Raw genomic sequence first — 25,970 nt, forward strand, 5'->3', positions numbered from 1 at the left:
CCTAATTTTTCTCTAATAACTTGGGCGTAGCGTTTATTGAAATAAAAAGTACATGATATACTAATGCAACTTTCCTCATTTCTATTACATTTTTATGGATAATTGAAAATGAAAAAAACTTCCCTTTAAGGAAAAGTTTTCCAAAAAATATCCATGTCCGGGATATGTTCCTTGTCGAGTGCCTGGACCTTCTCTGTAATATCCTGTTCTCCGTTGTAAACCACCTTCTCAATGACTGTATTCCTGTACCCAGTCTCCCTCTTAATCTGCCGGATCCATTCATGAGCGATTCCTGGAATATCTTCTTCTCTTCGAGCGGTGAAGTATCCGGATCGCATTAGTTTATTGCCTTCGATATCAAGATGGATTGTTAGTTTAATCTTCATTATTTATTAGTTGTATATCTTTTCGTTTGATATTGTTCTTTTTAGCTCATTCGGATAAACCTTTCTGAAGTGTTTTCATTAAATCCCCGTTTCAAATAAAAAGAGGACACCAATCAAACAGCAACATTGCTGCTCAATCAGTGTCTTTAGGATTTTGGTCTTGGATATATTTGGTTTTGTTTCCATTGTGAATCAGGGAATTCACTATGTTAAACCTATCAATATACACAATATCTATGAGATTCTCATACTACTTACGAGAAATTTAATGACTTCATTTAAACTTACCTTAGAGAATTTAAAGATCTTCTAAATTCTCATAAATAATCCTTGGTATATCTACAAAAAAGTCGCTATTAGGATGTACTTTGTTGATATAGCAGTCTATCCAGAAACGAGGATATCCAATTGAAAATACTTTGAAGGGGCTTTAAGATTCTATATAGGAGCGTAAAACTACGAATACCAAGGTTAGTGACTTGTTGTTTTATTATTAGTTTTGTTAGTAATTTAGAAAAAAGACACATTAATGAAGTCTCTTCACCATATTCTGTGATGTCCACACAATTCCTGAAATAAGTTAGCTAGATTGGTACTCAATCTAGAGTAGCCCCTTCATCAGCTTAGTGACCACTTAGTTGGTAGAAAGGAAGCTGTCAAGTGCTTTCCTTGACGGCTTCCTTTCTACCAACTACACTGTGGAAAGCTGATGAAGGACAAGGTCAGGCAGCCTGATTTTTATAAGTTTTACCTGTACATTCTAAAAATACACGGAGTCTAAATCTGTCTAAATTCCTAAAACCAAATGCACGTCTTTTGATATTCTTGATTTTATTGTTTGTGCCTTCAATCCGGCCATTTGTAAAGGGTGTAAGAAAGTATTGCAAAATTTGTGCTTTCCAATTTTCTAAGGTCTTGGCTACTTGATGGAATGACGGAAATGGGCTGCTCCATGCAAGTTGGATCCATTCTTCCAAGAGTGAATCAGCTGTATCAAAGTCCGGTGCTTGGTAAACTTCTCTAAATAGCTCTTTTAGAAAATAGGCATATGACAACTCTAGGTGCTCTTCGAGCATTTCGTCTAATTGTTGTTTTTCATTAGCCGTTAGCTTTTCAGAACCTTTCAAGAGCTTAAACCGTTCTTTTTTCAGGCCAGGAATATTCTTCCTTACTTGATCAAGTGCTTGGGTAACTTTTTGCACTACATGATACTTATCAATGACGATACAGGCCTCTGGAAATACGGATTTAACAGCTTTATGAAAGGGATCCCACATATCCATGACAACGGTTTGAACACACTTATTAGCCAGGATCTCCTTGGAGAGTAAGGTTAGAGTAGAATCATAACTACGTTGATGTTCCATACCAAGAACACTGCCGGATTGGGCATCCATTAGAACGGTTTCATATCGGTGACCCTTTCGAACAGCGATCTCATCAAGGCTAAGGACTAGTTCATTGTTTTCTAAAGCACTATCAAGATGTTCTAAATGCTCCATTTCTTTTTCTTTAGCGATGGAATAAAAAATTCTTTCTACTGTCGTATAAGGAACTTTTTCCTTTCGACTTACTTCTTGAATAGTGGATCCATTGCACATTTGATACAGATATTCTCTGTATCGATTGGTCTGATGTTTTTTAGGGCTAATCGATTCAAATGTTTGGGAAAATACCTCATTACAGTTGTGACAACGGTATCTGTTCACTCTGACAAATAAGAAAAGGGGTTTGCCTAATATAGATAGATCACGAACTTTTCTTGTCCGCCAGTCGTGGACATTACTGGTAAAAAAGCCGCAAAAAGTACAACGTTCTTCCATCGTATTTTTCTCAACATGTAACAGATTGCAATCTTCAAGAAATACTTGTTTAACAACTTCAAATTCTGGCAAATCTAGTGATACAAAAAACACTTACAGAACCTCCTGTTATGTTAAGTAGGCGCTAACATTATTGCCAGGAATCTGTGAGTGTTTTCATTTTTATTGGTTAAATCACAAAATGTGGTGATGAATCTTAATGAATATCTCTTTTCTTAAAACGTCCACCACGTACTTCAGCCATATCTGCTATAGCTAAAAAAGCATTTGAGTCATTTTCTTCGACAATTTCTTTAAGTTTAGCTTCCTCAAGACGAGTAATAACACAAAATATTACTTTTTTATCGTCACCAGAGAAAGCTCCTTCTCCACTCAAATATGTAACCCCACGACCTAATCGATTTAATATAGCCTCCCCAATGGTTTTAGCATTATCACTAATAATCCATGCTGACTTCGTTTCATCTAATCCTTTAATGACAACATCAATCGTTTTAAAAGCGATCACATGTAACCGATAAAATATAATTGACAGTTTCCGATAAATAAAATTTTACACATTTCATGTTCAAACTATTAAATTAGTTTTCTATCGCTGTTAGTATTTTTATTGTCGAGATATTAACGGTGATGGAGGATTTGAAAGGTGGACAAGTTTGAAGTGTATGTGGAGATACGACAATTATTGGAATTGGGATTCAGTAAGGCTAAAGTGGCTAAGAAGTTAGGAATCTCTAGGCCCACACTGTACCGGTATCTTAATCAAAACCCTAAGGAGATGGTTGAATGGATTGACTCTACTAATACAAGATCTAAAAAGTTAGATCCATATAAAAGCCAAATATTAACTTGGCTTAAAGAGCATCCTGACATGTCAGCTGCCCAAGTGGAAGATTGGTTAAAGGAAAGATATTCAAGTTTGGAAGTTTCCGAAGGTACCGTTAGGTCCTATGTTCGTGAACTGAGGATTAATTACGGAATTCCAAAGGAAACACTCCCCAGATCTTATGAAGCTGTTCCAGAAGTAGAAATGGGAGAACAAGTACAAGTTGATTTTGGGGAGACTCATCAATATACGCGAGGGAAGAAAAAAGTAAAACTATATTTTATAGCGTTTGTACTTTCCCATTCACGATATAAATATATGGAATGGTTAGATCGACCTTTTACTACTCGTGATGTCATACGTTGTCACGAAAATGCATTTCAATGGTTTGGGGGCATCCCTCGTGAAATTGTTTATGACCAGGATTCATTAATACTTGTTAGTGAAAATGGTGGAGATCTCATATTAACAAAGGAGTTTGAATCCTATCGACAAGAAAGAAAATTAAAATTGAGAGTATGCCGTAAAGCTGATCCGGAAAGCAAAGGGAAAATTGAAAACGTTGTAGGATATATCAAACATAACTTTGCTAAACATCGGGAATTCACAAATATTGATGAATGGAATGAGGCTGGCTGGGAATGGCTGAACCGCACTGGTAATTATAAAATACACAATACAACGAAAAAAAGACCAGTCGAAGTATTTCAGAAAGAAAAGCAATACTTAAGACCAGTCCTCAACAAATTATCTAACTTAAATCCTTACTCTAGTATAACAAGGGCTGTTCGTAAAGACAACACTATACGATATCAATCAAATCGTTATTCAGTCCCTCTTGGAACATATAACAAACAAAAAGAAGTTTATATAACTGAATCTGATGGATACTTGTTTATTTATGAAAAAGCAGACGGTCCTTTGATCGCTAAACATAAAATATTCCCTGGCAAAGGACAATTAATCCAAGATCGTCAGCATACACGAGACCGAACAAAAGGTATTGATGCTTATATTGAAACGGTCTCACGTTATTTCACAAATTCTGAACTTGCCAAATCCTATTTACAAGAAATTCGAAAAAAGAAACCTCGTTATATACGGGACCAATTACAAATTATTTTGAAGCAAATCCGATTAATAAAGCAGTCCGTAGTGGATAAAGCTTTGGAGGAATGCATGAATAAAAAGCTTTATACAGCAACCGACTTTACCGATATGGCTCAGTACCTTCAACAACAAAAACAAATAAACAGCAGCAGTAAGGATAAGGAACAAGTGGTAATACCAGTTGTGGAACGTAAAAATCAAATCAACCAAATCAATACGCAAAAACGTGATGTGAATAAATACATATCTGTATTGGAGGGGCAAAAATGAACTCATTATCAAAATCACAAGAGCTTTTAAAAGCTCTTCGTTTGAAGGAAACGGCTCATTATTTGCCAACTTTAGTTAAAGAAGCCGAAACGAACGATTCCTCATATCTCACTTTTCTTAATTGCATTTTAGAATACGAGCAAAAAAGAAGGGAAGAAAAGCAGTTAGAAAAGCGACTAAAGTGGGCAAATTTTCCGTTTCAAAGAACAATAGATGAATTTAATTTAGAGGAGCAACAATCATTAAGCAGGAAGCAATTGAATCAACTTAAGGAATTAACATGGATTGAACAATTGTATAACATCATTTTCCTTGGACCGCCAGGTGTCGGAAAGACCCACTTGGCGGTGGGTTTAGGATTTGTAGCTATAAATCAAGGCTATAAAGTGATGTTTATTACAATGGGAGAGCTGATACATACATTGAAAACAGAAGAAATTTCACGTAAATCTCAAACAAAAATAAAAAGAATCCGAAGTGCAGATTTGATTATTATAGATGATCTTATGTTTATGGCCATGGACCAACATGAAGCTAACTTATTCTTCCACCTAATTAACGATTTATATAATAAGTCGTCTATTATACTAACATCTAATAAAGCGCCAAAGGAATGGGGGGAATTATTAGGTGATCCAGCGATTACCACTGCCATCTTAGATAGAATTCTTCATAAAGCTGAAATTATTCACCTAAATGAAGATAGTTATAGAATGAAACATAGATCCTCTATATTTAATTAAAAGTGTAAAAAATTAATTATCGGAAATTGTAAAATTTCACTTGACGGTCACATCACATAGGCTAAAATTGAATACATCGCTCGATCCCAAGCGAAGACAAATCCAGCAGCACCTAGAATGAAGATATTAAAAAACATAATGATTTCGCCAACGGAGAAAGGGAGTTTTTTGTTCATGAGTATGGCGAGTATTTCAGTGCCATCTAATGCGCCACCATATCGAATGACAAGACCTACCCCCATCCCGAGAATCATCCCCCCGAAAATGGTAGCTAATAAAATGTCTTCTGTGAAGGCAGGTACATGGTGAAACAAAGTTGTAAAAATGGATAAAACGGTAATCCCAAACAATGTGGAAATAGCAAATGTTTTGCCAATTTGCTTATAACCCATAAAAAAAACGGTAAGTTTAAAAGAAAAATAAAGATCCCAAGCCGAAACCCTGTAATATGCGAAAGCATAATTGAAATACCTGTAATGCCTCCATCAATAACGTTATTAGGAACTAAAAAAATTTCAAGTCCTACTGCCATTAGAACAGCCCCGATAAAAATAGCAGTTGCCCTTTTAATGATTTTAGCTTTAGATAACCGTTGATGTCGAATCTGCATCTTACTCAATTCAGTCATTTTTTCCCCCTAATTTTCTAAAATTATTCTGCATATTTTTTATTATAACAAATTACGAAAGTAGCCTAAAGAAAATCAGCAAGATAGACGTCTCGGGCAGACTACGGGACGAGAAGGGGAGATTCCGGTCAAAATCCGAACTGCCGGTGGAGGGATCAAAATACGGATCGGGTAGGGAGATTAGACCTGTTAAAGTGAAGGGTACCTATGGAACATACTTAGTAACAACAAAGTTCTTTCAGATGGTGTTGGTTTAAGATAAAGTTTGATCAAATTTGTGCTAGCAATCGTTGGTAAATTGCTAATGAAAGAAATCTTTTATAGTTGAATAGAAAGATTAGTTCACACAGGAAAAAAGAAATGAAGAGTGAAATTTTACCTAAAGTATGATATGTTAAATATTAAAATTAATACTAATGTATTTTAGGAGGAGTCTGTCACCGAGGGATAATTATACCCATTGGTGACAGGCTCTTTTCTATTTATTAAGTTTTTAAGTTTGAAGCAAAATATAATTAATGAAAGGTGGGTATTTTTAGGTGATAATACTTCAGTTAGCCATTATTTTAATTGCATCAAAAATTGCTGGCAGTCTAAGCCTTAGATTAGGGCAACCTTCGGTTCTAGGCAAACTCTTGATCGGGATTATTCTTGGACCATCGGTTTTGGAATTAATAACAGAAACGGAAACTCTAGCGGAATTTAGTCAAATCGGTGTTATCTTGCTTATGTTTATTGCTGGATTAGAAACCGATGTTGATGAGTTTAAACGAACCGGAAAAGCTTCTACCTATGTGGGTTTAGGTGGTATTATAGTTCCTCTTGTTTTAGGATATTTTGCAGGAATAATACTTAACCTTACAACAATACAGTCTTGGTTTTTGGGATTATTACTCTCCGCTACCAGTGTCAGTATATCTGTACAAGCACTGAAAGAAATGAATCAAATAAAAACTCGTGAAGGAACCACTATCCTTGGAGCTGCGGTCATTGATGATGTAGTTGTTATTATCGCATTGGCATTTTTAGTGAGTTTTGCTGGGGGAGATGTTAATTTAACCACAGTGATTTTAAAGAAAATATTATTTTTCGTAACAGCCATTCTTGTTGGTTGGAAAGTAGTTCCTTGGTTCTTGAAAAAGTTTTCATCATTAAAAGTTACAGAAACTGTGATTTCGTCTGCTCTAATTATTTGTTTTGTTTATGCATATCTAGCAGAATACACAGGTGTCGCTGCCATAATCGGAGCATATATAGCAGGTCTGGCTATCAGTGTAACAAACTTCAAAAATAAGGTATTTGAGAAGATTGAAACGATTAGTTATTCTATCTTTGTTCCTGTATTCTTTACTTCCATTGGTGTCACTGCCCAATTTTCAGGTATTACTCAAAATTTAGGTCTAATTGTTTTATTAAGTAATATAGCTATTCTAACAAAATTAATTGGTGCATCAATTGGGGCAAAATTGGCTGGATTCAATTGGAATAGCTCATTAGGAATAGGTTCATCTATGGTGTCCAGGGGAGAAGTAGCATTAATTATTGCAACAATTGGTTTAGAATCTAAACTGTTAACTCAAGATATGTTTGCTGTCATTGTTGTTGTGATATTGGTTACTACTATTGTCACTCCCCCAATGATGAAATGGTTTTTAAATCAAAAATACAAGCAAGAGATTTAGCATAATCTTTTATGTAGAAGATAAAGCCTCCAAGTATTCTTGGAGGTTTGTTTGTTCATTTAGGAGTAGTTTTTTCTTTTTGAAAATATCAACATTAATATTTAATAAAGTTTTAAATTGTCAAAATCTGAACCGCTAGTGGAATAATTAAAATTCGGATTGGCTAGAAAGATTAAATTGGTTAAAGTGAAGGGGAGCTATAGAACGTACCTTGTACAAACAAGGTTTCTTTCTGACGGAGAGAAGGATTTAGTACTAATGGCTGGCTTTCTAATAGTGATGGCAATAATCTTTTAATGTTTTTGGTGCCACATTGATGCCAGTCTGAATATTATTCCATATCGTTGAGTGAATTTTCTTTAGACGAAAACGCACATATAAATAGGTAGAAACAAGGAAAAATTATTCGATATTATTCAAAATTATTGCCTAATGCATGGGCGGCATGATGTAATATAGCCGGCTTCTCTTCTGAGAACTAGTCACGTAGATGATTTTATTCCAAAGTATAGACTACTTCCTAAAAAAGGAGGTAGTCTTTTTTTTGTTATAAAAATTTTCAAAAAGGCTTATTCCTTTCATAAAAGAGAAAAAGCCCCCTAAGTGGAGGAGGCTAAATGAAATTTTCTATACGTGTGCAGGTTCAGGTATTTGTACGTGAAGTGGTGGAGGAATTAACCACCCTTTTTCTTTATTGATCCGTAATAACCTTACTCCATATTGTGCTTTTGTGATATGGAATTGTCCAAACATCATACCAATGTCTTCTCTTATCGATTGCCCCATAACTTGACTACATGCAACTAGTCCAGCCGCTATATCTTTAGCTACAGACGCGGCAATTTCAGGATCACTAAATCTTGCCCCAACTGGAATACTTTCTAATGCCGCTGATGGTCTTTCAGGTGGGGAAGGTGGTAGACCAATACCATTGGCTTTTAACAAATCTTCTATTTGTTCTATTTCTTGCTTCATGGTTTGGACAGTATCCTCAAGAAACTTTTTTAGGTCAGTATCACCAGTATGGTTAATGAATGTTTGGTACCCGGCTAAATAACCTTTTGTACCTGATAGATAACTCCAAACACCAAAAACTTCACCGTAGTGCATCGGTTCATTTTGTGGATTATCACTTAATATTCCCATAATTGTCCTCCCTAGTTTCAATATATCCATTTTGCGACCTCCCTTTCTCAACGTATGGTCACGTTTTTTATAATCCCAAAAAAGAAAGACGCTATTCGCCATTTATTATGATGGTTATTAAAGGAATATATTGTAATTTAAACATAATTGGTTTTATATATTCCTTAACGAATAGTGTCTAATGAAGCTGGGAACATTATTTTTTAAAAAGGAAGGAAACCATGCACTCAAAAGGATGTCTTTCTTGTTTTTAGTGATTTTTCAAGCGCAGCCGATCTTTTTATTGCACACCAAAAAAGAGAAATAAGTCCTACAAAATTTAACATTTGTAACATAAATTACAAAAAATTAATAAAAACAAAAAATATTTTGAAATTTCCTCTCTTATCCTCCTACGTCCCTATCTAACTTTTTCCCTAAAAAATATCTTGATTTCTAGATTTTGTAAGAAAAACATACCAGACAAACTTCGACAAACTCGTTCGCAAGTTTGACAGCATTATAAACAAATGGTAGTAAATTAAGTAAAAAGCAAGAAATTTTTTCTAAATATTGGTTTTTGTAAAGAATTAATCTCCATTTTTTGTATACATAAAAAAACCTTTTTTGGGAGAGAAGATGCAGGATGTTGGAGTCGAAGAGAAGATCCGCAATATTTTTAAGTCTTGCCTTCCTTTTAGCTTTGACGGCGGGATATTTAGTTTTACAGAAGGTTAAGGATCTAAATGCTGAATTGGGAGGAATGACAAAAATTTATGTTGCCAAGGAAGACATTCCGGCACGGACACTTATTCAGGAAAGTCAAATTACCACAATGGAGATACCGAATAGGTTTGTGAATAAGGCTCATGTGACGGATAAAGATGATTTAGTGAACAAAGTACTGGTTGTTCCTTTATCTAAAGAAGAGATCATCACAAAAAACATGCTCAAACCTTTTTCTAATTTACGTAATGAGAACAATCGATTAGTGGCCATGTATCCATCTGAGAAAGTCCAATTTGATCAGGTGATCGAAACTTTAGACAGAGTCGATATTATTGTTTCCACTGAAAACAACGGAAAGCCAAAAACGGAAATTTTCATGAGAGATGTTCCGGTAGCATTTGCACAAGGGGAAGGAGAGAAATTTGCAGGGGTTGCCCTGGAAGTCAGTATGGAGGATGCTCCGAAACTGATACATATGCAAAATTATGCAGATAAAGTTAGAGTACTAAAAGCAAATGTAGGAAAGGATGATTCGGGAGACATAACCAACGAATCGCAAGAAGCTGCTGAACAAGCGGCTGCAACGGAGAAGGCAGAAAAGACACACTCTCATACGAATCAACCACAAACAAAACCGTCTGCAAATCCTTCTGAACAAAAAATAAATCGTGCAACTAGCGAAAAGCCAAAACAATAAGCAAGAGGGAATACGATGGAACCGAATCTTAAAATTTTATTAGTCAGTGATGATGAGGTCATTCACAATCAAATTTTAAATGCTGTTTCAGGCAGTTATACTGTTCAATTAATCAACACCGGAGATGTGGTTCGCGAAGTGAACAGGGATGTTCAAGATATTGTGATCTATGTACAGCCTGAAAGTGATGTTGCTGTAGAAAGCATTCAGTATATTAAGTCGGTAAGCCCGTCCACATTAGTGATTTTTATTGCTAAAGGCTACGATTTTACCCAGCTGAGAAACATTACAAAAGCGGGAGCTGCTGAATTTTTTGTCTATCCGGAAGAACATAGTCTGTTTGTGAGCCGCTTTCCTGCCATTTTTCAAAACTATGAAAATCAGAAAATAAAAAAAGATGAGGTTTTTTCATCTTTTACGAGGGGAAGAGGCCAAATTCTCTCTATTTTTAGCGGAAAAGGCGGCAGCGGCAAATCGAATCTTGCTTCAGCCTTGGCGCAAACCATCAAGCTCGAGTCGACGGCGGAGGTCATTCTCATTGATTTGAATCTGCAATTCGGAGGGATTGAAACCCTTCTTTCCATTGAATCCAACCGTTCTATTGCAGATTTAACTCCGGTGATTAATGAGTTAAACGAAAGCCATATCCGCAATGTCTCGCAGAAACTTGAAACCTCTATGCTCGATGTGCTTATCAGTCCGTGTGATGCTGAAGCTGCAGAAATAATTACTGAAGAATTTGTCGCTAAACTGCTTAGAACATGCAGACGAAGTTTTGATTTTGTCGTTGTAGATTTGCCATCCTATATCAACAGCCAGGTTGTCACCGCACTGGAAGAATCAGATCAAATTTTCTATGTCCTTACTCCGGATACTCCTGCTTTGAAAGTATTAAAACAATTTGAAGAACTTGCAGTCAGATTGGGAATTGAACTTCCTTCAAGAACGTCGATTATCCTTAACAAAACCGGAAAAGAGAATGAAATCCAAGAAAAGGATTTAAAAAGTGTTCTCAGATTTCCGATTGCTGCATCCGTTCGTTTTGATCATAAAGGGCTTCAGCCTTTCCTGAATAAAGGGGAGCCGGTAAGAAAAACAGCAAATGAGAAAAGACTCATTCCTTTTGCGAAAGATGTGAAAAAATGGGCGCTTTCTGTATTGAAATAGGGGGATTTGCTAATGGCATCTTTATTTGAAAAGCGCAAAGAGAAAATGATAGGTTCAGCAAAGCTTCAATCCTATCAATATGAGAATCATCTTGTCGATGAACTGGTAGAACACTATAAGGCAAGATTGCTGAGGGATACAAACCTTGAGGCGCTCACTAAGCTTTCTCAGGGAGAGATGAGGTTAAGGATTGAACAGCTTGTAAGCCAATTTATGGCGGAAGAAAAAGTCATTATCTCCCGCCATGATAAAGAAATTTTGATTACTCGCATTCTTGATGAATCAGTGGGATATGGCCCCCTGGAGCCTTTAATCAATGACCCGTCAATTACAGAGATCTTAATTAACGGCTGGAACGAAGTGTATGTAGAGCGGTTTGGAAAACTTGAACTAACGGAAGTGACATTTCGTGACGATGACCATGTCCGCCATATCGTCGACCGGATTGTCGCACCGATTGGAAGAAGGATCGATGAAAGTTCACCGATGGTTGATGCCCGCTTGCCTGATGGAAGCCGGGTAAACGCGGTTATTCCACCGATTAGTTTAAACGGCACATTAGTTTCCATCCGGAAATTCCGAAAAGAACCGTTTAAGATGGAGGATCTATTAAACTTTCATACTCTTAACTCCGCGATGGCCGATTTTCTTGACGGCATTGTTAAGGCGAAGATGAATACGTTAATATCCGGCGGTACGGGAAGCGGGAAAACAACGATTTTAAATGTTCTTGCTGCATCCATTCCATACGGAGAACGGGTCATCACGATTGAGGACTCTGCAGAGCTGCGGCTGGACCGTCCAAACGTTGTCGGCTTGGAAGCGAGACCCGCAAACGTGGAGGGTAGAGGGGAAGTTACCATCCGTCAGCTTGTGAAAAATGCACTCCGGATGAGACCGGACAGGATCATCGTTGGAGAGGTGCGAAGCGGTGAAGCATTTGACATGCTTCAGGCCATGAACACTGGTCATGAAGGATCGATTACAACGGTTCACGCTAATTCACCTGATGATGCCCTCCGGCGTGTGGAAGCGATGGTTGTCATGGCCGGCATGGAACTTCCAAGCCATATTATTCGGGAATATATCGTTGGGGCACTTGATATTATCATTCAGGCTGCAAGGCTTACTGATGGAACCCGGAAAATAATTTCCGTTTCTGAGGTAGTTAAAAGATCAAACGGTTCCCATGAGATAAAAGAAATATTTCATTTTAAAAGGATAGGAATGAAATCGGATGGAACGATTGAAGGATATTTTACACCGACAGGTTACATCCCAGAATGCTTAGACAGATTAAAAGTGTTCGGAATTTTAATTCCGGAGGCAGCCTTTACTCCCGTATATGAGGAGGTGAATCCATGATACCGTTCATGTTCGCCACTGCAGCAGCTTTTTCTTTTATTCTCTCGATCTATTACTTTTTGGATTATCGAAAAGATAAGCGGGAATGGAGAAAGAACGTAAACGATTTTTATCATGGAGGAAAAAAGCGAAAAAGCATCATCGTTTTAATGGGCGACCGGTTTGATCGAACGGAAGCGGCCCAGCCGATTTATGAAAAGCTGCGGGCAGCAAACATACCGTTCACGCCTTCCGAATATATAGGCGCGTTGATCGTTTCCTATATGGGTATCATCATTATCTTGCAAAATTTTTTCAGTATTAATTTTCCAATTAACTTTGTTGTTGCAGGGCTCGTGCTAGAGGCTGGAAAAAGGGTGCTTTTTCTAGTGAGAAAGAATCGGATGAAGCAGCGGATTGTTGAGCAGCTCCCGGAAATTTGCCGGACTCTTGCAAATGCTACCCGGTCAGGAATGACGCTAACCCAGGGAATTAATCTCGTTGCCCAGGAAGTAAGTCAGCCGGCTAAAGGGGAATTTCAAAGGCTTGCACAGGAAATTGCTTTAGGCATTGATTTTAATTCAGCACTAAAAGCAATGGAAAAACGAATTGAAAGCAGGGAATTTCAGTTGTTTGTCGCCACTTTGCTGATCCAAAAGAAAGCAGGAGGAAACCTTTTCTCTGTGTTGGATGAAATGAGCCAGACTCTCGAAGAACGAAAAATTTTGCAGCAGGAAATTAAAACGATGACAGCCGAGCAAAGATATATTTCGTATCTTGTTCCAGCTATCCCTATTTTTCTAGTTTTAATGATGAACAATGTGGTAGATGGATTTTTGGATCCTTTATTTTCCGGTATTGGGATTATTCTTTTGATATTTTTCTTGGGAGGGACTGTTTTAACGTTCATTCTTGTTAGAAAGGTAACCAATATAAGGGTGTGAAAAGATGGATGGATTAATTGTCATTATCATTTGCTTGTCCCTCATTTTTTTAGCCCTTTCCTTGAGAAGTTTTTATAACTATTTGGTATTGAAAGAAGAACTGAAAGAGGAAATTAAGGAAAAAACGTTAATCTACAATGCTTTTGAAAAGAAAGTCACGAGAAAAGATAAGGCTATTTCGAAAATGCTGCAATATGCCGATGACTTTACCGCAATAGGCCAGAGGATTAATTTCTTCAGTGAGAATCACGATGTTCAAAAATTGCTGATGCAGGCAGGCTTTCCTTATCAATTAACAGTAGAGAGATTCCAAGGATTAAAAATATTCCTTCTCGTAGTCGGTCTAATCATTGGGGGAATTTCACTCGTATTAAGGCTGCCTTTTGCAGAGATTGCCGTCATTCTGTTCCCTGTTGCCGGTTACATGGGGGCGATTTTCTGGTTAAAACAGAAGGCGAAAAACCGTCAGGAAGAATTATCGTTTCAGCTGCCTGATTTTTTGGACACAATGAGTGTCACCCTCCAGGCGGGTGTCGGCTTGGATCAAGCTTTGAGGGATATCGTTCCTTATTTTGAAGGACCGATCAAGGATGAATTTGGACGATTTATCCAGGAAACGGATGTTGGTGTTCCGAGGACAGAAGCATACCGGTCACTCCTTGACCGAAATGACAGCCGGGAATTTCAAATGCTCATTAAATCGCTTATCCAGGGAGAGAGACTCGGGGTTCCGATTTCCCGGACGTTTAAACAACAGGCTGAAGAAATGAGGAAAATCAAAAAAGAAAAAATAAAAGAGCAGGCAGCGAAAGCATCTCCGAAAGTAACATTGATCACGACGTTCATCGTCATGCCTTCCGCCCTCATCTTAATTGGCGGCTTAATGGTGATCAATATGTTTCAAGACAATCGTAATCTATTTAATTTATTTAAATAAAAAAATTTAAAAGGAGAGATTGACATGAAAAAAATGATGATGAAAGTTTGGACGAAAATGATGTATCCGGTGAAAAATGAAAAAGGTGCTCAGTCTTTAGAGTGGCTTGGATTGGCGGCGTTGTTGATTTTGGTTCTTGGGATTATTTCACAGGCTGTTGATGGCCAAAAAGATGGAATTGGAAAAGTAATTGAAAATATTTTAAATAAAATTAATCAAATGGTTGGATAAAAAGGGGGATTTACCCATTCATATTGAAAGGCTGGTTGAAAAGTGAAGACATTATTAAAATCCCTATTTTTATTTCTTATAATACTAACCGTTTTATCAGCATGTAACAAGGAAGAGAAAGAAATGGATGGCCAAGTAAAACAGCAAGCGGCTGACCAACCAACAAAACAAGTATCTGAAAAAGAATATGAAAACAAAAATAGACATGAGGATGAGAGTATTGAACCAGAACCACTTCCGAGCACATATGAGGAGTTAGCTGCTCTTCCAGTTGGTGAACACGTTAATTTTAATCCCAAATTGGGCGAACCTGAAAAGACCCTTGAGGCCTTTAAAGGTTTGCCTGATATTTCATCTAATCCTTCAAAAAAAGAGTTGGACCATTTTTATAGAGAATTGTTAAAAATGGTGCAGAAAGATTTTAAAGGGCCGGAAGACCTTATTAGGCAGTTGAGGTTCCAATCAATTGGAAATCCCGATGTTGAAGATTCAAGATATCAGTTCAAAGAAAATCTGAATGTAGAAATTATTTTGGATGCTTCCGGAAGTATGGCCCAATCAACCGGCGGAAAGGTGAAAATGGATGCGGCAAAAGATTCGATTCTAGATTTTGTGAACCAGCTTCCTGAAGGAGCGAAAGTCGGGCTTCGAGTTTACGGGCATAAAGGCAGCAATGCAGATTCAGATAAGAAACTATCTTGTAGCAGCAGTGAAATTATGTATCCAATTTCACCATATAATGAAGGAAAATTTCAATCTGCTCTTAATAAAATTAAGCCGACCGGTTGGACGCCAATCGGATTGGCTCTTAGAGAAGCAAAGAAAGATTTGGATCAATTTGAGGGAACGAATAACACAAATATTGTTTACCTTGTAAGTGATGGAGTGTCTACATGTGATGACAATCCTGTTCAAGCAGCAAAAGATTTATACAATTCAAATATCTCTCCGATTATCAATGTAATTGGATTTGATGTAGATGCTGAAGGTCAAAATCAACTAATTCAAATTGCTGATGCAACTGAGGGTATCTATCAGAAAGTAAATGATGAAAGTGAACTAAAAAAAGAGCTTGAGAAAATAACAGACTTGGCTGAAACGTGGAAAGATTGGAAAGAAAAAAACATGCAAAAGATAGAACGCAAAAAAATCCAAAATGAACTTGATATCTTTGGCTACATTACAGGTGAAGAATACAATGCTTCATTTGAAAGGACTGAGATTGAATTAATTATTAGTATATTAGAGCAAAGTGGAAAAATGGATGATGATTCTCAGCAATATTTAGATCAGAAAAATAAGGAATATCATGATTGGATCTTATCTGAAGTTGGTAAGTTTAAAGAAGAATTGAAAAAACTTAATGAAAAAAGTTATGCAGAAGCAATAAAAGCTTTGGAAGAAAAGTACCAACAAAATACCCGGTAAAGGGGTGAAAAAATGAGTGAAAGGACCTTAAGCAGACTAGCTGCTCTTTTGATGATTACAGTCCTTCTATTTTGGAACTCTTTTCCGATCATCAGCTATGCAGGAAGTTTTATTACCCCTGGAAAGCCAATAAATCCGGGGAAAGCATTAACTCCGGGACAACCGATCAAGGGAGGTCAATTTATTATTCCGGGTCAGGTATATAATCCCGGAAAAGCAATTGCACCGGGAGAAGCGGGGCTACCAGGCAAAACAGGGGGAGCTTCCGGCCGGCCGATACTACCGAAGAGCCCATACCAAAATGGGACATTTATCATTCCAAACGCACCGCCGGTTCCACCTGGATTACTATATTGGCAATTAAAGAATCTAGAGACAGATGGCGCTCTTAAAGGGGGAACCCCTATAAATGGAGGAAACAGTTCTGCAGGCGGCCAAGGTCCGAGCGGCGGTAAAAATATAAATGGAGGCCAGGAACCAAATGGTGGTCAAAGTATAAATGGTGGTCAAGGCATAAATGGAGGCCAGGAACCAAACGGTGGTCAAAGTATAAATGGTGGTCAAGGCATAAATGGAGGTCAGGGACCAAATCGCGGCCAAGGACTAAATAGTGGTCAAGATGTAAATGGAGGACATGGTCCAAATGGGGGCCAAGGAATAAATGGTGGTCAAGGACCAAATAGCAGTCAAGGTATAAGCGGAGGCCAAGGAGCGAATGCAAATTCCGGACAGGAAGAAAAAATCCCATCTTTACTGAATGTTTTTCTTAAGTCAACTGATGGCGAGAAAGGGATTTTTGGACACATATCAGGATTTATCAGTGACTTCAAAACTTACGGACTTGGATTATTTTTAAATAGCAAAGTGGCTGGTGGCGCATTATCGTGGATAGCAGGATTTAAGATTGAAAAAATAGAAGGAACTTCAAATTATAAAGTATATGGAAAAAACAAATTAAATCATAAACTTCTTGATCGGCTTTACCAGAAATACAAGAACTATGATTTTAATGGTGAGGAAAAGACGCTTGGACCAAACTCCAGAAGAATTAGCGAAGCAAGATATAATTCTTTTTTGAAAAGTAAAAATCTTCGAACGACTGACTTAAGCATACTCGGATACGTAAAACAGTCACTTAAAACTGCTTTACATGACGGGTGGAACCCTTTTACAAAGGGTGCTATCAATCCTAAAAACTGGATTAATGGCAATGCATTTAATAAAAGTTTCTTTGCTAAGAGCAACATTTTAAAAATGAGTGGACCTGTAAATTATCTTATGGCTTCGGCAGGTACCGTATATGATTACGGATGGGGAAAAAATGTTAACAAAGGATTTGGTTCGACTGACTTTGCTGCAGATTTAACAACAGAGGTTGCATTTGGGGTAGGATCAACAGCTATTGGAAGTTTGGCCTCAAGTGTTGCTACCGGAGCATTAGCCGGTTCCGTAGTGCCTGGATTAGGAACAGTTATCGGAGCAGGAGCAGGATTGCTAGCTGGTGCTGTAACAACTTATCTTATTAATGGAACTGCAACAGGAAGAAGAGTAAAAAAAGCGGTCTCTAAAGGAATAAAGTGGGCTTATGACGGAGTAGTTTCAGGTTTCAGAAAGTTGGGTGGTTTATTTGGTTCATAGAAGCACAGATTTTAAAAATAGTTCAGTTTCGGGGCTTATTATATTAAATGTGATGTTTGGAACTTTTGCAAGCTTAATTCCAACAGGCTCTTTAACGATTTTCCTGCTGAACATGGGATTAACGATTATTGAAGTTGCAATATCATGGCATTGGTGGCGTACAATTCCGAATGAAGTACGATATACATCACTGGTTTGTTTTCTCATGTGTATAACATTTGGAATCTTTGCAACAATCCCATTACTAAGATTGACTTTTGGAACTCTGCTATTCTGGTTAATTTTATTGCTGTATTTAATGGTATTAGGCTATTCAATATACTGGAAGGAATTACTTTTCCAGGCTTTTCACAGGCCTGGAAAATCAAAACTATCAAAAGGAATTGCTGCTTTTTTATTTGTATTGATTATTATTGGTGCTCTTTCTTTTAGAAACGGACAGGAAATGCTGATATTGAGCATTCTTAATGATCATCAAGGTGCAATCTTCGTCTCTTTATTTTCTTTTATTATTGGGCTGTTCGTGACTTTTACAGCTTCGTCTCTTCTAAAAAAGCCGGAGGAAATATCAAAATAAGCATGGAATTGAAATCATTATTTATGGGGGAATAAAAATGTTTGATGTTTCAGGGTTTTTAAAAACATTAGGGATTGTACTGTTAACAACCATCATAATATCCTTCATAATGGGTCTATTCAATATTGGCAATATCACATTATTTCTCTTATTAATGTACTCTTGTACTTATATTTTGAATGGAATCTTGGCACCAATATGGAATTCAAAAGCCCCCTATTTTGCAAGCTATCTTTCAAGTATTACATTGACAGTTATTAACTTGTTATTTGCGTTTTTTGTATTGGATATAATGGTTTTTTCAGATCCAGTAGAAATTAATCGAGGACTGGTCCTGAATTCAACTTTATCGTTATTCGCAACTTTGCTTACTTTGAAAATATTAAAAAGAAGACGGGAGATTCATAATGGTTAGAGATATTATTGACATCTATAACCGCAATGTTATTACAATACTAATCCTAAGCTTGGTTCTCGTTTTTCCGGTTACTTTCTTTGTGTATTTTGCATCAATTTACTTATATCAAGCAGATTCAATTGAGTATGCAAATTTACCCGTTTTATATTTGCTGGTATTAAATTTCACTGTATTATTTCCCCCATTTTTTTCTCTTGCTCAAAATGATTTAAATGATAGGCTTTATAAAAAAAGGAAACTTATAATGATTTTTATTAATAAATTCGGATATATTACTTTTTTAACACTAGCCTTTTTCTTTATTGGTATTTTCGGTTCGTTTTTCTTTTTTATTCCCACATTTATTGCTGGATGCTTAATGCTACTTTTCCCCCTTTTTTCAGATGAAGGAAAAGTTGGGATATCCATTCGGAAGACGTGGACTATTTTTAAAAAGGAACATATCTTTATACTTTTGGACATTTTATTATTAATTTCATTAAATGTACTCGCTTGGGCAGGTGCGACTTATTTAGTAGCTAATTTTGAGAATAATACGATGGTCTATATTCTATTAAGAGCAATAATTAATTCAATAATATTTCCATTAGTATATTTTTACTTAACTATTAAATATAGAAAAGATTCTAACTTTTATATACAGGAGAAAGATTATGTTTAAAAGAACATCCCAAATGTCGAATCAGAGCAGCCTGAAAAAAGTAAATGTAGCGCTAGTAGTTTTGTTAAGTATTTTAACTATGGGAGTATATTTAGGATATTGGATTTTAAATAGAAGAAAAAGCATAGAAGCTATCAGTAAAAACAACTTTATTCCTTTTAAGTGGTGGTGGGCTTGTACTATATATCTAATTATTTCATTGGTTTATAAAATAATAGGAACATCTATCTTAACAGCCTATGGAATGGCGATCTTTGATTCAGTTGATATTATTTTGTCTTTTTATTTCTTAGGACTTCTTTATTATTCAGTATTTAGAATAAAAGAATTGCTTGAAAATATTTATAGTGAAGAAACATTCAGGCCATGGATGCTTGTTTTATTCCACTTCTGGTACCTTCAATTTAAAATAAACCGATTGGAGGGGATGACAAATGAGAAACCCGGAATCGAACAAGCGCTGGCAAAATGAAAAAGGTTCGGTAAGCATTGAATTTCTCGGTATCCTTCCGTTTTACTTTATGTTATTCCTGCTGCTGTGGCAGGTGGTGGCTTCAGGATACGCGGTATTTACTGCTAAAACAGCGGTCAATAATGCGGCAAAAACTTATGCGGCTACAAATAAAATAGATCAAGCAGAGAAATCTGCTAAAGAAACTCTCGGCAGCAGTAACGTTATTACGTATAAAGACCTTGTCCCTACGGATTTAGGAAACGGGAAGTTTAAATTAATCTTATATACGAATCACTCCCTTACGTTTATTCCTAAACAATGGAGAGAAAAAGCATCTTTGGAATTGGAGCAGGAAGCCATCGGCAAGGTGCTGGTGCCAGTGCCATGAAATATGTCCAAAATGAAAAAGGCAATGCCGCATTTTATCTGCTCTGGCTGCTTGGAATAGTGGCGATCATTTTTGTCCTTACCATTAATATTGTCAAAGTATACGTAGTGAAAGAGCATGCCAATCTTGCCGTTGAACAGGCGGCATTGGGAGGTACAGCAGTTCTGTTAGAGAAAACGGAGGAAGCCGTTGAGGAATTTGATACAAGCATTGATCTACAATCTATTGCTCAAAAAGGATTAGATGGTCGTAGTGTCGGGGAGCTAATTGAGGAAAAGAAAAAGGAGTACATGGACAATGGAGCAGATGAAGCAGATGCTTATATAAAAGCAGCGAACGAGATATTGCCTGATAAACTACAGAAATACCCACTTTTGAAATATGAATTTACGAAACGCTTCGGCAGCTCCGCCTCTGAAATTCCGGAAAAAGTTCGTTCAACCGTACAAGACATTATTATTGAAAATAAAGCAAATACCGAAGATACAGAAATAGAGTTCTCACAAGAGAAATGGCGCCTCGAAATAAAATCTACCACAACATTTGAATCCATTTCCGATCATAAATTTATTTCGAAGTTCTTTAAAGATATTCCTCAAGAAGGGTATGGCCCGAGCCTCAAATATATGGAGAGTGTTTATTCCGAGACTGGTATACTGCCATGAGAGCAAGACTGTTAATACGATTTTTTAAAAATAGTAAAAAAAACTTGGAAACGAAAACAGGTTTAATAAAGTAAGTATACGGAAAATAAATTCTGAAATATAGGAATAATTCCATAATACTGGAGGTTATCGAATGGAACGTTTCAAACGAAGGGGATTATTTCTTTGGATTTTATGCTTGTTTCTTATAGCCGGCTGTTCCCACAAAACAGAAACGGAGACAAAAGAGCCTGGAAAAAACTCAAAAGCCGCAAGTGAAGAAAAACAGGAAATACCGAAAGCAGCCCGGACATTAGAAGAAATGATTGACCAAAAGGAAGGCGTGCTTGTAGCTAAATATATGGATCAAGAAATCGAAACGATCACAGGCTGGAACGGGCATGGACTACAATCATTTTTATAATGAAACGTTCAAGCCGAAATCAGAGAAAGAACTCCGTACATACTTTGAAAAACAGAAAGATTTAACAGGTGACGAAGTCTATGATTATCTTGTTTATATGCTTGGATCCGGAAAATACAGAGAATACTATGATCAGTTAATCGCTTATGATCACGGATTTGTCATGCCTGAGCTCCCGGAAGGACGTGATGAAATTGAAACGAAACAAAAGAAGATGAATGTCGTCGTTTTAATGGATGCGAGCGGAAGCATGAAACAGAAAGTATCCGGCGGTGTGAAAATGGATCTTGCCAAGGATGCAATTGGAAAATTTCTTGAGCAAATTCCTGAAGAAGCGAATGTTTCGCTGCTGGCTTACGGCCATTTGGGGACAGGTAAGGATTCGGATAAAGCGAAATCATGCTCTGCTGTAGAGCCGGTCTACCAGTTGAAACCGTATGTTTCCACTTCCTTTACCAAAGCTTTGAACTCATTCAGCGCAAGCGGATGGACGCCTCTGGCGGGGGCAATCGAAAAAGTTCATGACATGCTGAAACCATATAATAATGAGGATTATCACAATGAGGTGTTTATTGTCAGCGACGGGATTGAAACGTGTGGAGGCGATCCTGTCCAGGCTGCAAAAAAGCTGCAGGAGAGCAACATAAAGGCTAAAGTGAACATTATCGGTTTTGATGTGGACGATCAAGGACAGCAGCAATTAAAGCTGGTTGCGGAAGCCGGAGGCGGAGAATACGCAACGGTTCGAGATAAATCCGAACTCGAAATCACCGTCTTGAAAAAATGGCGGCCAACGATCGGGCAGCTTGTTTTTACACAGGGAGTCGGTTTAAAAGAAATGGAAGAAGCCATGAAAAGAATGAACGATATATACAATCCGCTATATGAAATATCAAACAGGGAAATGCACCGGATCAAAAACGCCGCATACTTCTTAAATTCGGAAGAGCTGATAAGTGATGAGGTCGAAGGCGAAGTGCTCCGGCTCGCAGATGATATGTATGAACGAAGGCAAAGCCACTTCGAAGAAATCAAAACAAAGAAGGAAGCGGAAAGGGAAGCCGCGAGCAAAGAAATCAATGACAAAGTTGAAGCATGGCGGAACAAATGGAAAGAAGAGATCTGGGAAGATACTTAATAATGTATATCACTCATTTCCTTAAGCAGCTATAAGGGGCTGACTCGTAAGGGTCTGACTCCCTCCGGCAAAGACAATATATAGAATGGCTTTTTCAAAGTTTGTCTATATGTTGTATTGGAGGGGTCTGACTTTTTGCTTAAGAGTCAGCCCCGCTTTTTTATGCGGCAAGAATGGAATAATTTCCTCGATATTGCAAACTTTATAAGTAACCCTTCGATTCGAGGTGTAAGGCGTGGCTTCAAAATTCATTCAAGCGGAGCGAAGGCTTGTGGTTTTTGCTCTTCTGTTTATTGCAGTATTTCTTTCTCCTTTATTCATTCTCGGAGAAAATGCTCACATTCGGGTTCATGATAATCTCGATTCCAATATTGCCTGGTATAAGGTGTTGGCAGAGAGCGGGGAACTATTCGGGCCCATCAAGGCAACGATTCCACAAATCATTAATGGAAACTTGTCGAGAAATGCATTTGGAACGGAGTTTAGCGGGATTGTTTGGCTGTATGCTCTTTTTCCGACGATGGTCGCTTATGGATTGAGCCAGGCAATTACGAGATTTATCGCTTTTTTAGGAATGTACCTACTCTTGAAAAAGCATTTTATCCAGAAACCTGAATGGGCTTGGATTCGGGTCGGGGTGGCTCTGGCGTTTGCGCTCCCGCCATTTTGGCCGTCCGGCATGCTAAGTACGCTTGGAATGCCGCTTGCACTTTGGGCTTTTTTGAATATCCGCAATGGGGAAAAGTCATGGAAAAACTATCTTGTCTTAACGCTTTTGCCTTTTTACTCAAGCATTGTGCTCGGGTTTTTCTTTTTCTTAAGTGCAATGGGGATTCTCTGGCTGACCGACGTTATGAGAGGAAAAGGATGGAATCTTCGTTTTTTGTGGTCGATTGTCTATATGACGCTTGTTTATTTCATTGTGGAGTATCGGCTAGTCTATTCATTTCTGTTTGAAAATGAGCCCAACAGCAGGGATGAATATTTTCATGCCCGCCATGAATTTTGGAGATCTATTCGCCTGTCTGTCAAAAATTTTGTGCTTGGCCACCACCATGTGATGACGGTACATACTTTTGTTATTCTCCCGGTTATTTTTGTTGCCTTTTATTTTGTGATAAAACATCGTCTCTGGAAAAAGGAAAGAGTGTTTGTGTTTTTATTCTGGTTGAACGTTGCCTTATCTGCCTGGTATGCTTTTTGGTTTAATAAGGCATGGCTTCCTTTGACTGAGAGATTTCATTTTCTCGATACATTTAACTTTGCCAGGTATCATTTCTTAAGGCCGCTTGTTATTTATTTGCTGTTTGCCCTGGGCTTGCGAATCATGTGGGTGCAAGGTCCGAGGTGGAGACAGGCGGCAATCGCCTGCATCTTTGCCCAGGTGATCCTTCTCAGTTTTTCTAATGAAGAAATTATTTTTCAAAATAAGCCTACGGTAAAACAGTTTTTTGCAGAAAAGCAATTCAATGATATTAAAGAATACATTGGGCTTCCTCAAGAACAATACCGGGTTGCGTCGATCGGGATCCATCCGGCGATTGCCCAATATAACGGATTTTATACACTGGACACGTATAACAACTTCTACCCGCTTTCATACAAATATCAGTTCCGAAAGATTATTGAAAAAGAATTGGAAAAAAACAAAACGATCCGGACTTATTTTGACGAGTGGGGCGGCCGCTGCTACATTTTTACGGATGAGCTCGGGAAGCACTATATGATTAAAAAAACGTCGAAAAAACGGCTGAAACATCTGGAATTGAAAATCGAGCCTTTTAAGGAAATGGGCGGACGCTATATTTTCTCTGCCGTGCCGATCGATAATGCAGAAGACAATCAGCTTCATCTCGAAAATATTTTTGAATCAAAAGAATCAGCCTGGAAAATTTACTTATACAAAGCAATGTAAACCTCAGGAGGAAAACAGCTATGAAAAAACCGGTTCTTACGATTGTTGTTCCCTGTTATAACGAGGAAGAGGTTTTGCCTGAAACTTTTTCCCGGCTTCACAGCCTGCTAATCGATTTAATGCATGAGGAGCTCGTTGCCGAAAACAGCAAAATCTTATTTGTTGATGATGGCAGCAAAGACAGGACATGGATGCTCATTCATAAAGCGAGTTTGAAAACGGACTTGATCCGCGGTTTGAAATTGTCGCGAAATGTTGGGCACCAAAATGCATTGCTGGCGGGCTTATTTACAGCGAAAGCGTCATCGGATTGCGTTGTTTCCATCGATGCCGATCTGCAGGATGATATATTTGTTATTCGCGAATTTATCCAAAAGTTCAATGAAGGCTATGAAATTGTGTACGGCGTCCGCAAAAAGCGCGAGACCGATACGTTCTTTAAGCGAAACACGGCACAAGGTTTTTATAAATTAATGCAAAAAATGGGCGTGAACCTTGTCTACAACCACGCCGATTTTCGGCTGATGAGCAGGCGGGCGCTTCAGGAGCTTGAACGATTTGAAGAGGTGAACCTGTTTTTAAGAGGGATTGTGCCCTTGATCGGATTCAAATCAACGTCGGTTTACTATGGACGTAAAGAGCGATTTGCCGGGGAAACGAAATATCCTTTAAAGAAAATGCTCGCGTTTGCCTTTGACGGAATCACTTCCTTTTCGGTGACGCCGATCCGGTTCGTGTTATTTATCGGCCTGGCCTCATTTTTTATTAGTCTTATTTTCGGAGTCTATTTTTTAGGGTTAAAATTTTTCGGTCAGACGGAAACCGGCTGGACTTCGTTAATTGCCTCGATTTGGCTGATTGGCGGGCTGCAGCTGATTGCGATCGGGCTCGTTGGTGAATATATTGGGAAAATTTATAAAGAGTCAAAGCGCCGTCCGCGGTTTATTATTGATGTTGACTCCTTCAACATGCCAATGAAGTTTCCGTTAAGAGATAACCAGGAGATAAACGATGAGTTATTTCACTATGATCTTCGAAACGTATCTGAAACGAACTAACTCGTTTGTCCGTTTTTTGGCAGTTGGAGTCGTCAATACATTGATTGGTTTGACGATCATGTTTTTGCTTATGCATGCTGTCGGATTGTCTTATTGGCTGTCGACTTTTCTCGGAAACATGATCGGCGCGATGGCGAGTTACTTCTTGAATCGGAGTTTAACGTTTGGCAGCCATGTTCCGATCATAAAAGGAGGATTCCGATTTGCAGCAGTGATTTGTTCCTGTTATTTCATTTCCTATACGATCAGCCGAATGCTGGCGGAGGGAATAAGAGGTGATTTTCCATTACGTGAAAAAGATTTCGCCGTTATCATGGGAACAGCCATCTATACTGTTACCAATTATTTGGGGCAAAAATATTTCGTATTCAAACGAGAGTAACCGTGTCGTGAACGGGAGTAAAAGCCCCGTGAGCGGGAGTAACCAGCATCTGAACGAGAGAAAATACACCTTGAAAGAGAGTAACCACCCGTCTATTTTTGAAAGGAAATAGAACGGGTTTTTTTGTGTTTTCAGTTAGTGTAATTGGCAAATGTTTGTTTTTAGAAAATAAATGAAACTTCATTTAGTGGCAACCCGTCTAT

Annotated in this window: 24 protein-coding genes and 2 pseudogenes; 21 read left to right on the forward strand and 5 right to left on the reverse strand. The window is 37.8% G+C overall.

Features of this window, described 5'->3' with window-relative positions; translation table 11 throughout:
• Positions 1 to 125 precede the first annotated feature (125 nt).
• From C0966_RS15925 to C0966_RS15935, 3 genes and pseudogenes are all read right to left on the reverse strand, one after another.
• Positions 126 to 386 carry a hypothetical protein gene (locus tag C0966_RS15925; RefSeq protein WP_274856646.1) on the reverse strand — a complete coding sequence of 87 codons (261 nt, stop codon included), beginning with the start codon at positions 384 to 386 and terminating at the stop codon, positions 126 to 128.
• 722 nt (positions 387 to 1,108) lie between these two features.
• Positions 1,109 to 2,302, reverse strand: coding sequence for an ISL3 family transposase (locus C0966_RS15930; RefSeq protein ID WP_274856647.1), 1,194 nt, complete (start codon positions 2,300 to 2,302; stop codon positions 1,109 to 1,111).
• Positions 2,303 to 2,405: 103 nt separating this feature from the next.
• Positions 2,406 to 2,720, reverse strand: a pseudogene (locus tag C0966_RS15935) (YitT family protein); the annotation flags it as partial.
• A 135-nt stretch (positions 2,721 to 2,855) separates the two neighbouring features.
• On the opposite strand from C0966_RS15935, the gene istA reads away from it, so the two are divergent.
• Both istA and istB read left to right on the forward strand, forming a co-directional pair.
• Positions 2,856 to 4,415: an IS21 family transposase gene (gene istA, locus C0966_RS15940; RefSeq protein ID WP_274856648.1), complete on the forward strand. Its 1,560-nt coding sequence runs from the start codon at positions 2,856 to 2,858 to the stop codon at positions 4,413 to 4,415.
• A complete protein-coding gene (gene istB / locus C0966_RS15945; RefSeq protein WP_274853113.1) occupies positions 4,412 to 5,158 on the forward strand; it encodes an IS21-like element helper ATPase IstB in 747 nt (248 codons plus the stop codon). The genes istA and istB overlap by 4 nt, the downstream gene beginning before the upstream one ends.
• 47 nt (positions 5,159 to 5,205) lie before the next feature.
• Here the strand turns inward: istB and C0966_RS18715 are convergent.
• Positions 5,206 to 5,786 (reverse strand): annotated as a pseudogene (locus C0966_RS18715) (YitT family protein).
• A gap of 539 nt (positions 5,787 to 6,325) precedes the next feature.
• Here C0966_RS18715 and C0966_RS15960 point away from each other — a divergent pair.
• A complete protein-coding gene (locus C0966_RS15960; RefSeq protein WP_274856650.1) occupies positions 6,326 to 7,468 on the forward strand; it encodes a cation:proton antiporter in 1,143 nt (380 codons plus the stop codon).
• Positions 7,469 to 8,095: 627 nt separating this feature from the next.
• On the opposite strand, the gene C0966_RS15965 is transcribed toward C0966_RS15960, so the two are convergent.
• A complete protein-coding gene (locus tag C0966_RS15965) occupies positions 8,096 to 8,644 on the reverse strand; it encodes a DUF3231 family protein (RefSeq protein WP_274856651.1) in 549 nt (182 codons plus the stop codon).
• 712 nt (positions 8,645 to 9,356) lie between these two features.
• On the opposite strand from C0966_RS15965, the gene C0966_RS15970 reads away from it, so the two are divergent.
• The 18 genes from C0966_RS15970 (at position 9,357) to C0966_RS16055 (ending at position 25,767) form a co-directional block, all read left to right on the forward strand.
• The gene (locus C0966_RS15970) at positions 9,357 to 10,019 is read left to right on the forward strand and encodes an SAF domain-containing protein (protein WP_274856652.1); all 663 of its coding nucleotides are present in this window, start codon (positions 9,357 to 9,359) and stop codon (positions 10,017 to 10,019) included.
• Between the two features lie 15 nt (positions 10,020 to 10,034).
• Positions 10,035 to 11,186: an AAA family ATPase gene (locus tag C0966_RS15975; RefSeq protein ID WP_274856653.1), complete on the forward strand. Its 1,152-nt coding sequence runs from the start codon at positions 10,035 to 10,037 to the stop codon at positions 11,184 to 11,186.
• A gap of 12 nt (positions 11,187 to 11,198) precedes the next feature.
• Positions 11,199 to 12,551 carry a CpaF family protein gene (locus C0966_RS15980; protein WP_274856654.1) on the forward strand — a complete coding sequence of 451 codons (1,353 nt, stop codon included), beginning with the start codon at positions 11,199 to 11,201 and terminating at the stop codon, positions 12,549 to 12,551.
• Positions 12,548 to 13,474 carry a type II secretion system F family protein gene (locus C0966_RS15985; RefSeq protein WP_274856655.1) on the forward strand — a complete coding sequence of 309 codons (927 nt, stop codon included), beginning with the start codon at positions 12,548 to 12,550 and terminating at the stop codon, positions 13,472 to 13,474. Before C0966_RS15980 ends, C0966_RS15985 begins: the two co-directional genes overlap by 4 nt.
• Positions 13,475 to 13,478: 4 nt before the next feature.
• On the forward strand, positions 13,479 to 14,411 hold the full coding sequence (locus C0966_RS15990) for a type II secretion system F family protein (protein WP_274856656.1): 933 nt from the start codon (positions 13,479 to 13,481) through the stop codon (positions 14,409 to 14,411).
• Between the two features lie 24 nt (positions 14,412 to 14,435).
• Positions 14,436 to 14,642, forward strand: a complete 207-nt coding sequence (locus C0966_RS15995) for a hypothetical protein (RefSeq protein ID WP_003351236.1) — start codon at positions 14,436 to 14,438, stop codon at positions 14,640 to 14,642.
• Between the two features lie 123 nt (positions 14,643 to 14,765).
• Positions 14,766 to 16,070 carry a vWA domain-containing protein gene (locus C0966_RS16000; protein ID WP_274856657.1) on the forward strand — a complete coding sequence of 435 codons (1,305 nt, stop codon included), beginning with the start codon at positions 14,766 to 14,768 and terminating at the stop codon, positions 16,068 to 16,070.
• A gap of 12 nt (positions 16,071 to 16,082) precedes the next feature.
• Complete coding sequence (locus tag C0966_RS16005) at positions 16,083 to 17,708, forward strand: hypothetical protein (protein ID WP_274856658.1); 1,626 nt, start codon at positions 16,083 to 16,085, stop codon at positions 17,706 to 17,708.
• Positions 17,698 to 18,285 carry a hypothetical protein gene (locus tag C0966_RS16010; RefSeq protein ID WP_274856659.1) on the forward strand — a complete coding sequence of 196 codons (588 nt, stop codon included), beginning with the start codon at positions 17,698 to 17,700 and terminating at the stop codon, positions 18,283 to 18,285. Before C0966_RS16005 ends, C0966_RS16010 begins: the two co-directional genes overlap by 11 nt.
• Positions 18,286 to 18,692: 407 nt before the next feature.
• A complete protein-coding gene (locus C0966_RS16015; protein ID WP_274856660.1) occupies positions 18,693 to 19,364 on the forward strand; it encodes a hypothetical protein in 672 nt (223 codons plus the stop codon).
• A complete protein-coding gene (locus C0966_RS16020) occupies positions 19,357 to 19,836 on the forward strand; it encodes a hypothetical protein (protein ID WP_274856661.1) in 480 nt (159 codons plus the stop codon). Before C0966_RS16015 ends, C0966_RS16020 begins: the two co-directional genes overlap by 8 nt.
• Entirely contained in the window at positions 19,799 to 20,206 is a 408-nt protein-coding gene (locus C0966_RS16025) for a TadE/TadG family type IV pilus assembly protein (RefSeq protein ID WP_274856662.1), read from the forward strand. The genes C0966_RS16020 and C0966_RS16025 overlap by 38 nt, the downstream gene beginning before the upstream one ends.
• Positions 20,203 to 20,871 (forward strand): hypothetical protein, encoded by a 669-nt coding sequence (locus C0966_RS16030; RefSeq protein ID WP_274856663.1) that lies wholly within the window; start codon positions 20,203 to 20,205, stop codon positions 20,869 to 20,871. The genes C0966_RS16025 and C0966_RS16030 overlap by 4 nt, the downstream gene beginning before the upstream one ends.
• Positions 20,872 to 21,004: 133 nt before the next feature.
• Complete coding sequence (locus C0966_RS16035; RefSeq protein ID WP_274856664.1) at positions 21,005 to 21,274, forward strand: hypothetical protein; 270 nt, start codon at positions 21,005 to 21,007, stop codon at positions 21,272 to 21,274.
• On the forward strand, positions 21,252 to 22,412 hold the full coding sequence (locus C0966_RS16040) for a VWA domain-containing protein (protein WP_274856665.1): 1,161 nt from the start codon (positions 21,252 to 21,254) through the stop codon (positions 22,410 to 22,412). The genes C0966_RS16035 and C0966_RS16040 overlap by 23 nt, the downstream gene beginning before the upstream one ends.
• A gap of 235 nt (positions 22,413 to 22,647) precedes the next feature.
• On the forward strand, positions 22,648 to 24,327 hold the full coding sequence (locus tag C0966_RS16045; protein WP_274856666.1) for a DUF6044 family protein: 1,680 nt from the start codon (positions 22,648 to 22,650) through the stop codon (positions 24,325 to 24,327).
• Between the two features lie 20 nt (positions 24,328 to 24,347).
• The gene (locus C0966_RS16050) at positions 24,348 to 25,385 is read left to right on the forward strand and encodes a glycosyltransferase family 2 protein (protein WP_274856667.1); all 1,038 of its coding nucleotides are present in this window, start codon (positions 24,348 to 24,350) and stop codon (positions 25,383 to 25,385) included.
• Positions 25,354 to 25,767, forward strand: a complete 414-nt coding sequence (locus tag C0966_RS16055) for a GtrA family protein (protein WP_274856858.1) — start codon at positions 25,354 to 25,356, stop codon at positions 25,765 to 25,767. Before C0966_RS16050 ends, C0966_RS16055 begins: the two co-directional genes overlap by 32 nt.
• The last annotated feature ends 203 nt before the right edge of the window (positions 25,768 to 25,970 follow it).

This window comes from Bacillus methanolicus (assembly GCF_028888695.1).
GTDB classification, from domain to species: domain Bacteria; phylum Bacillota; class Bacilli; order Bacillales; family Cytobacillaceae; genus Bacillus_Z; species Bacillus_Z methanolicus_B.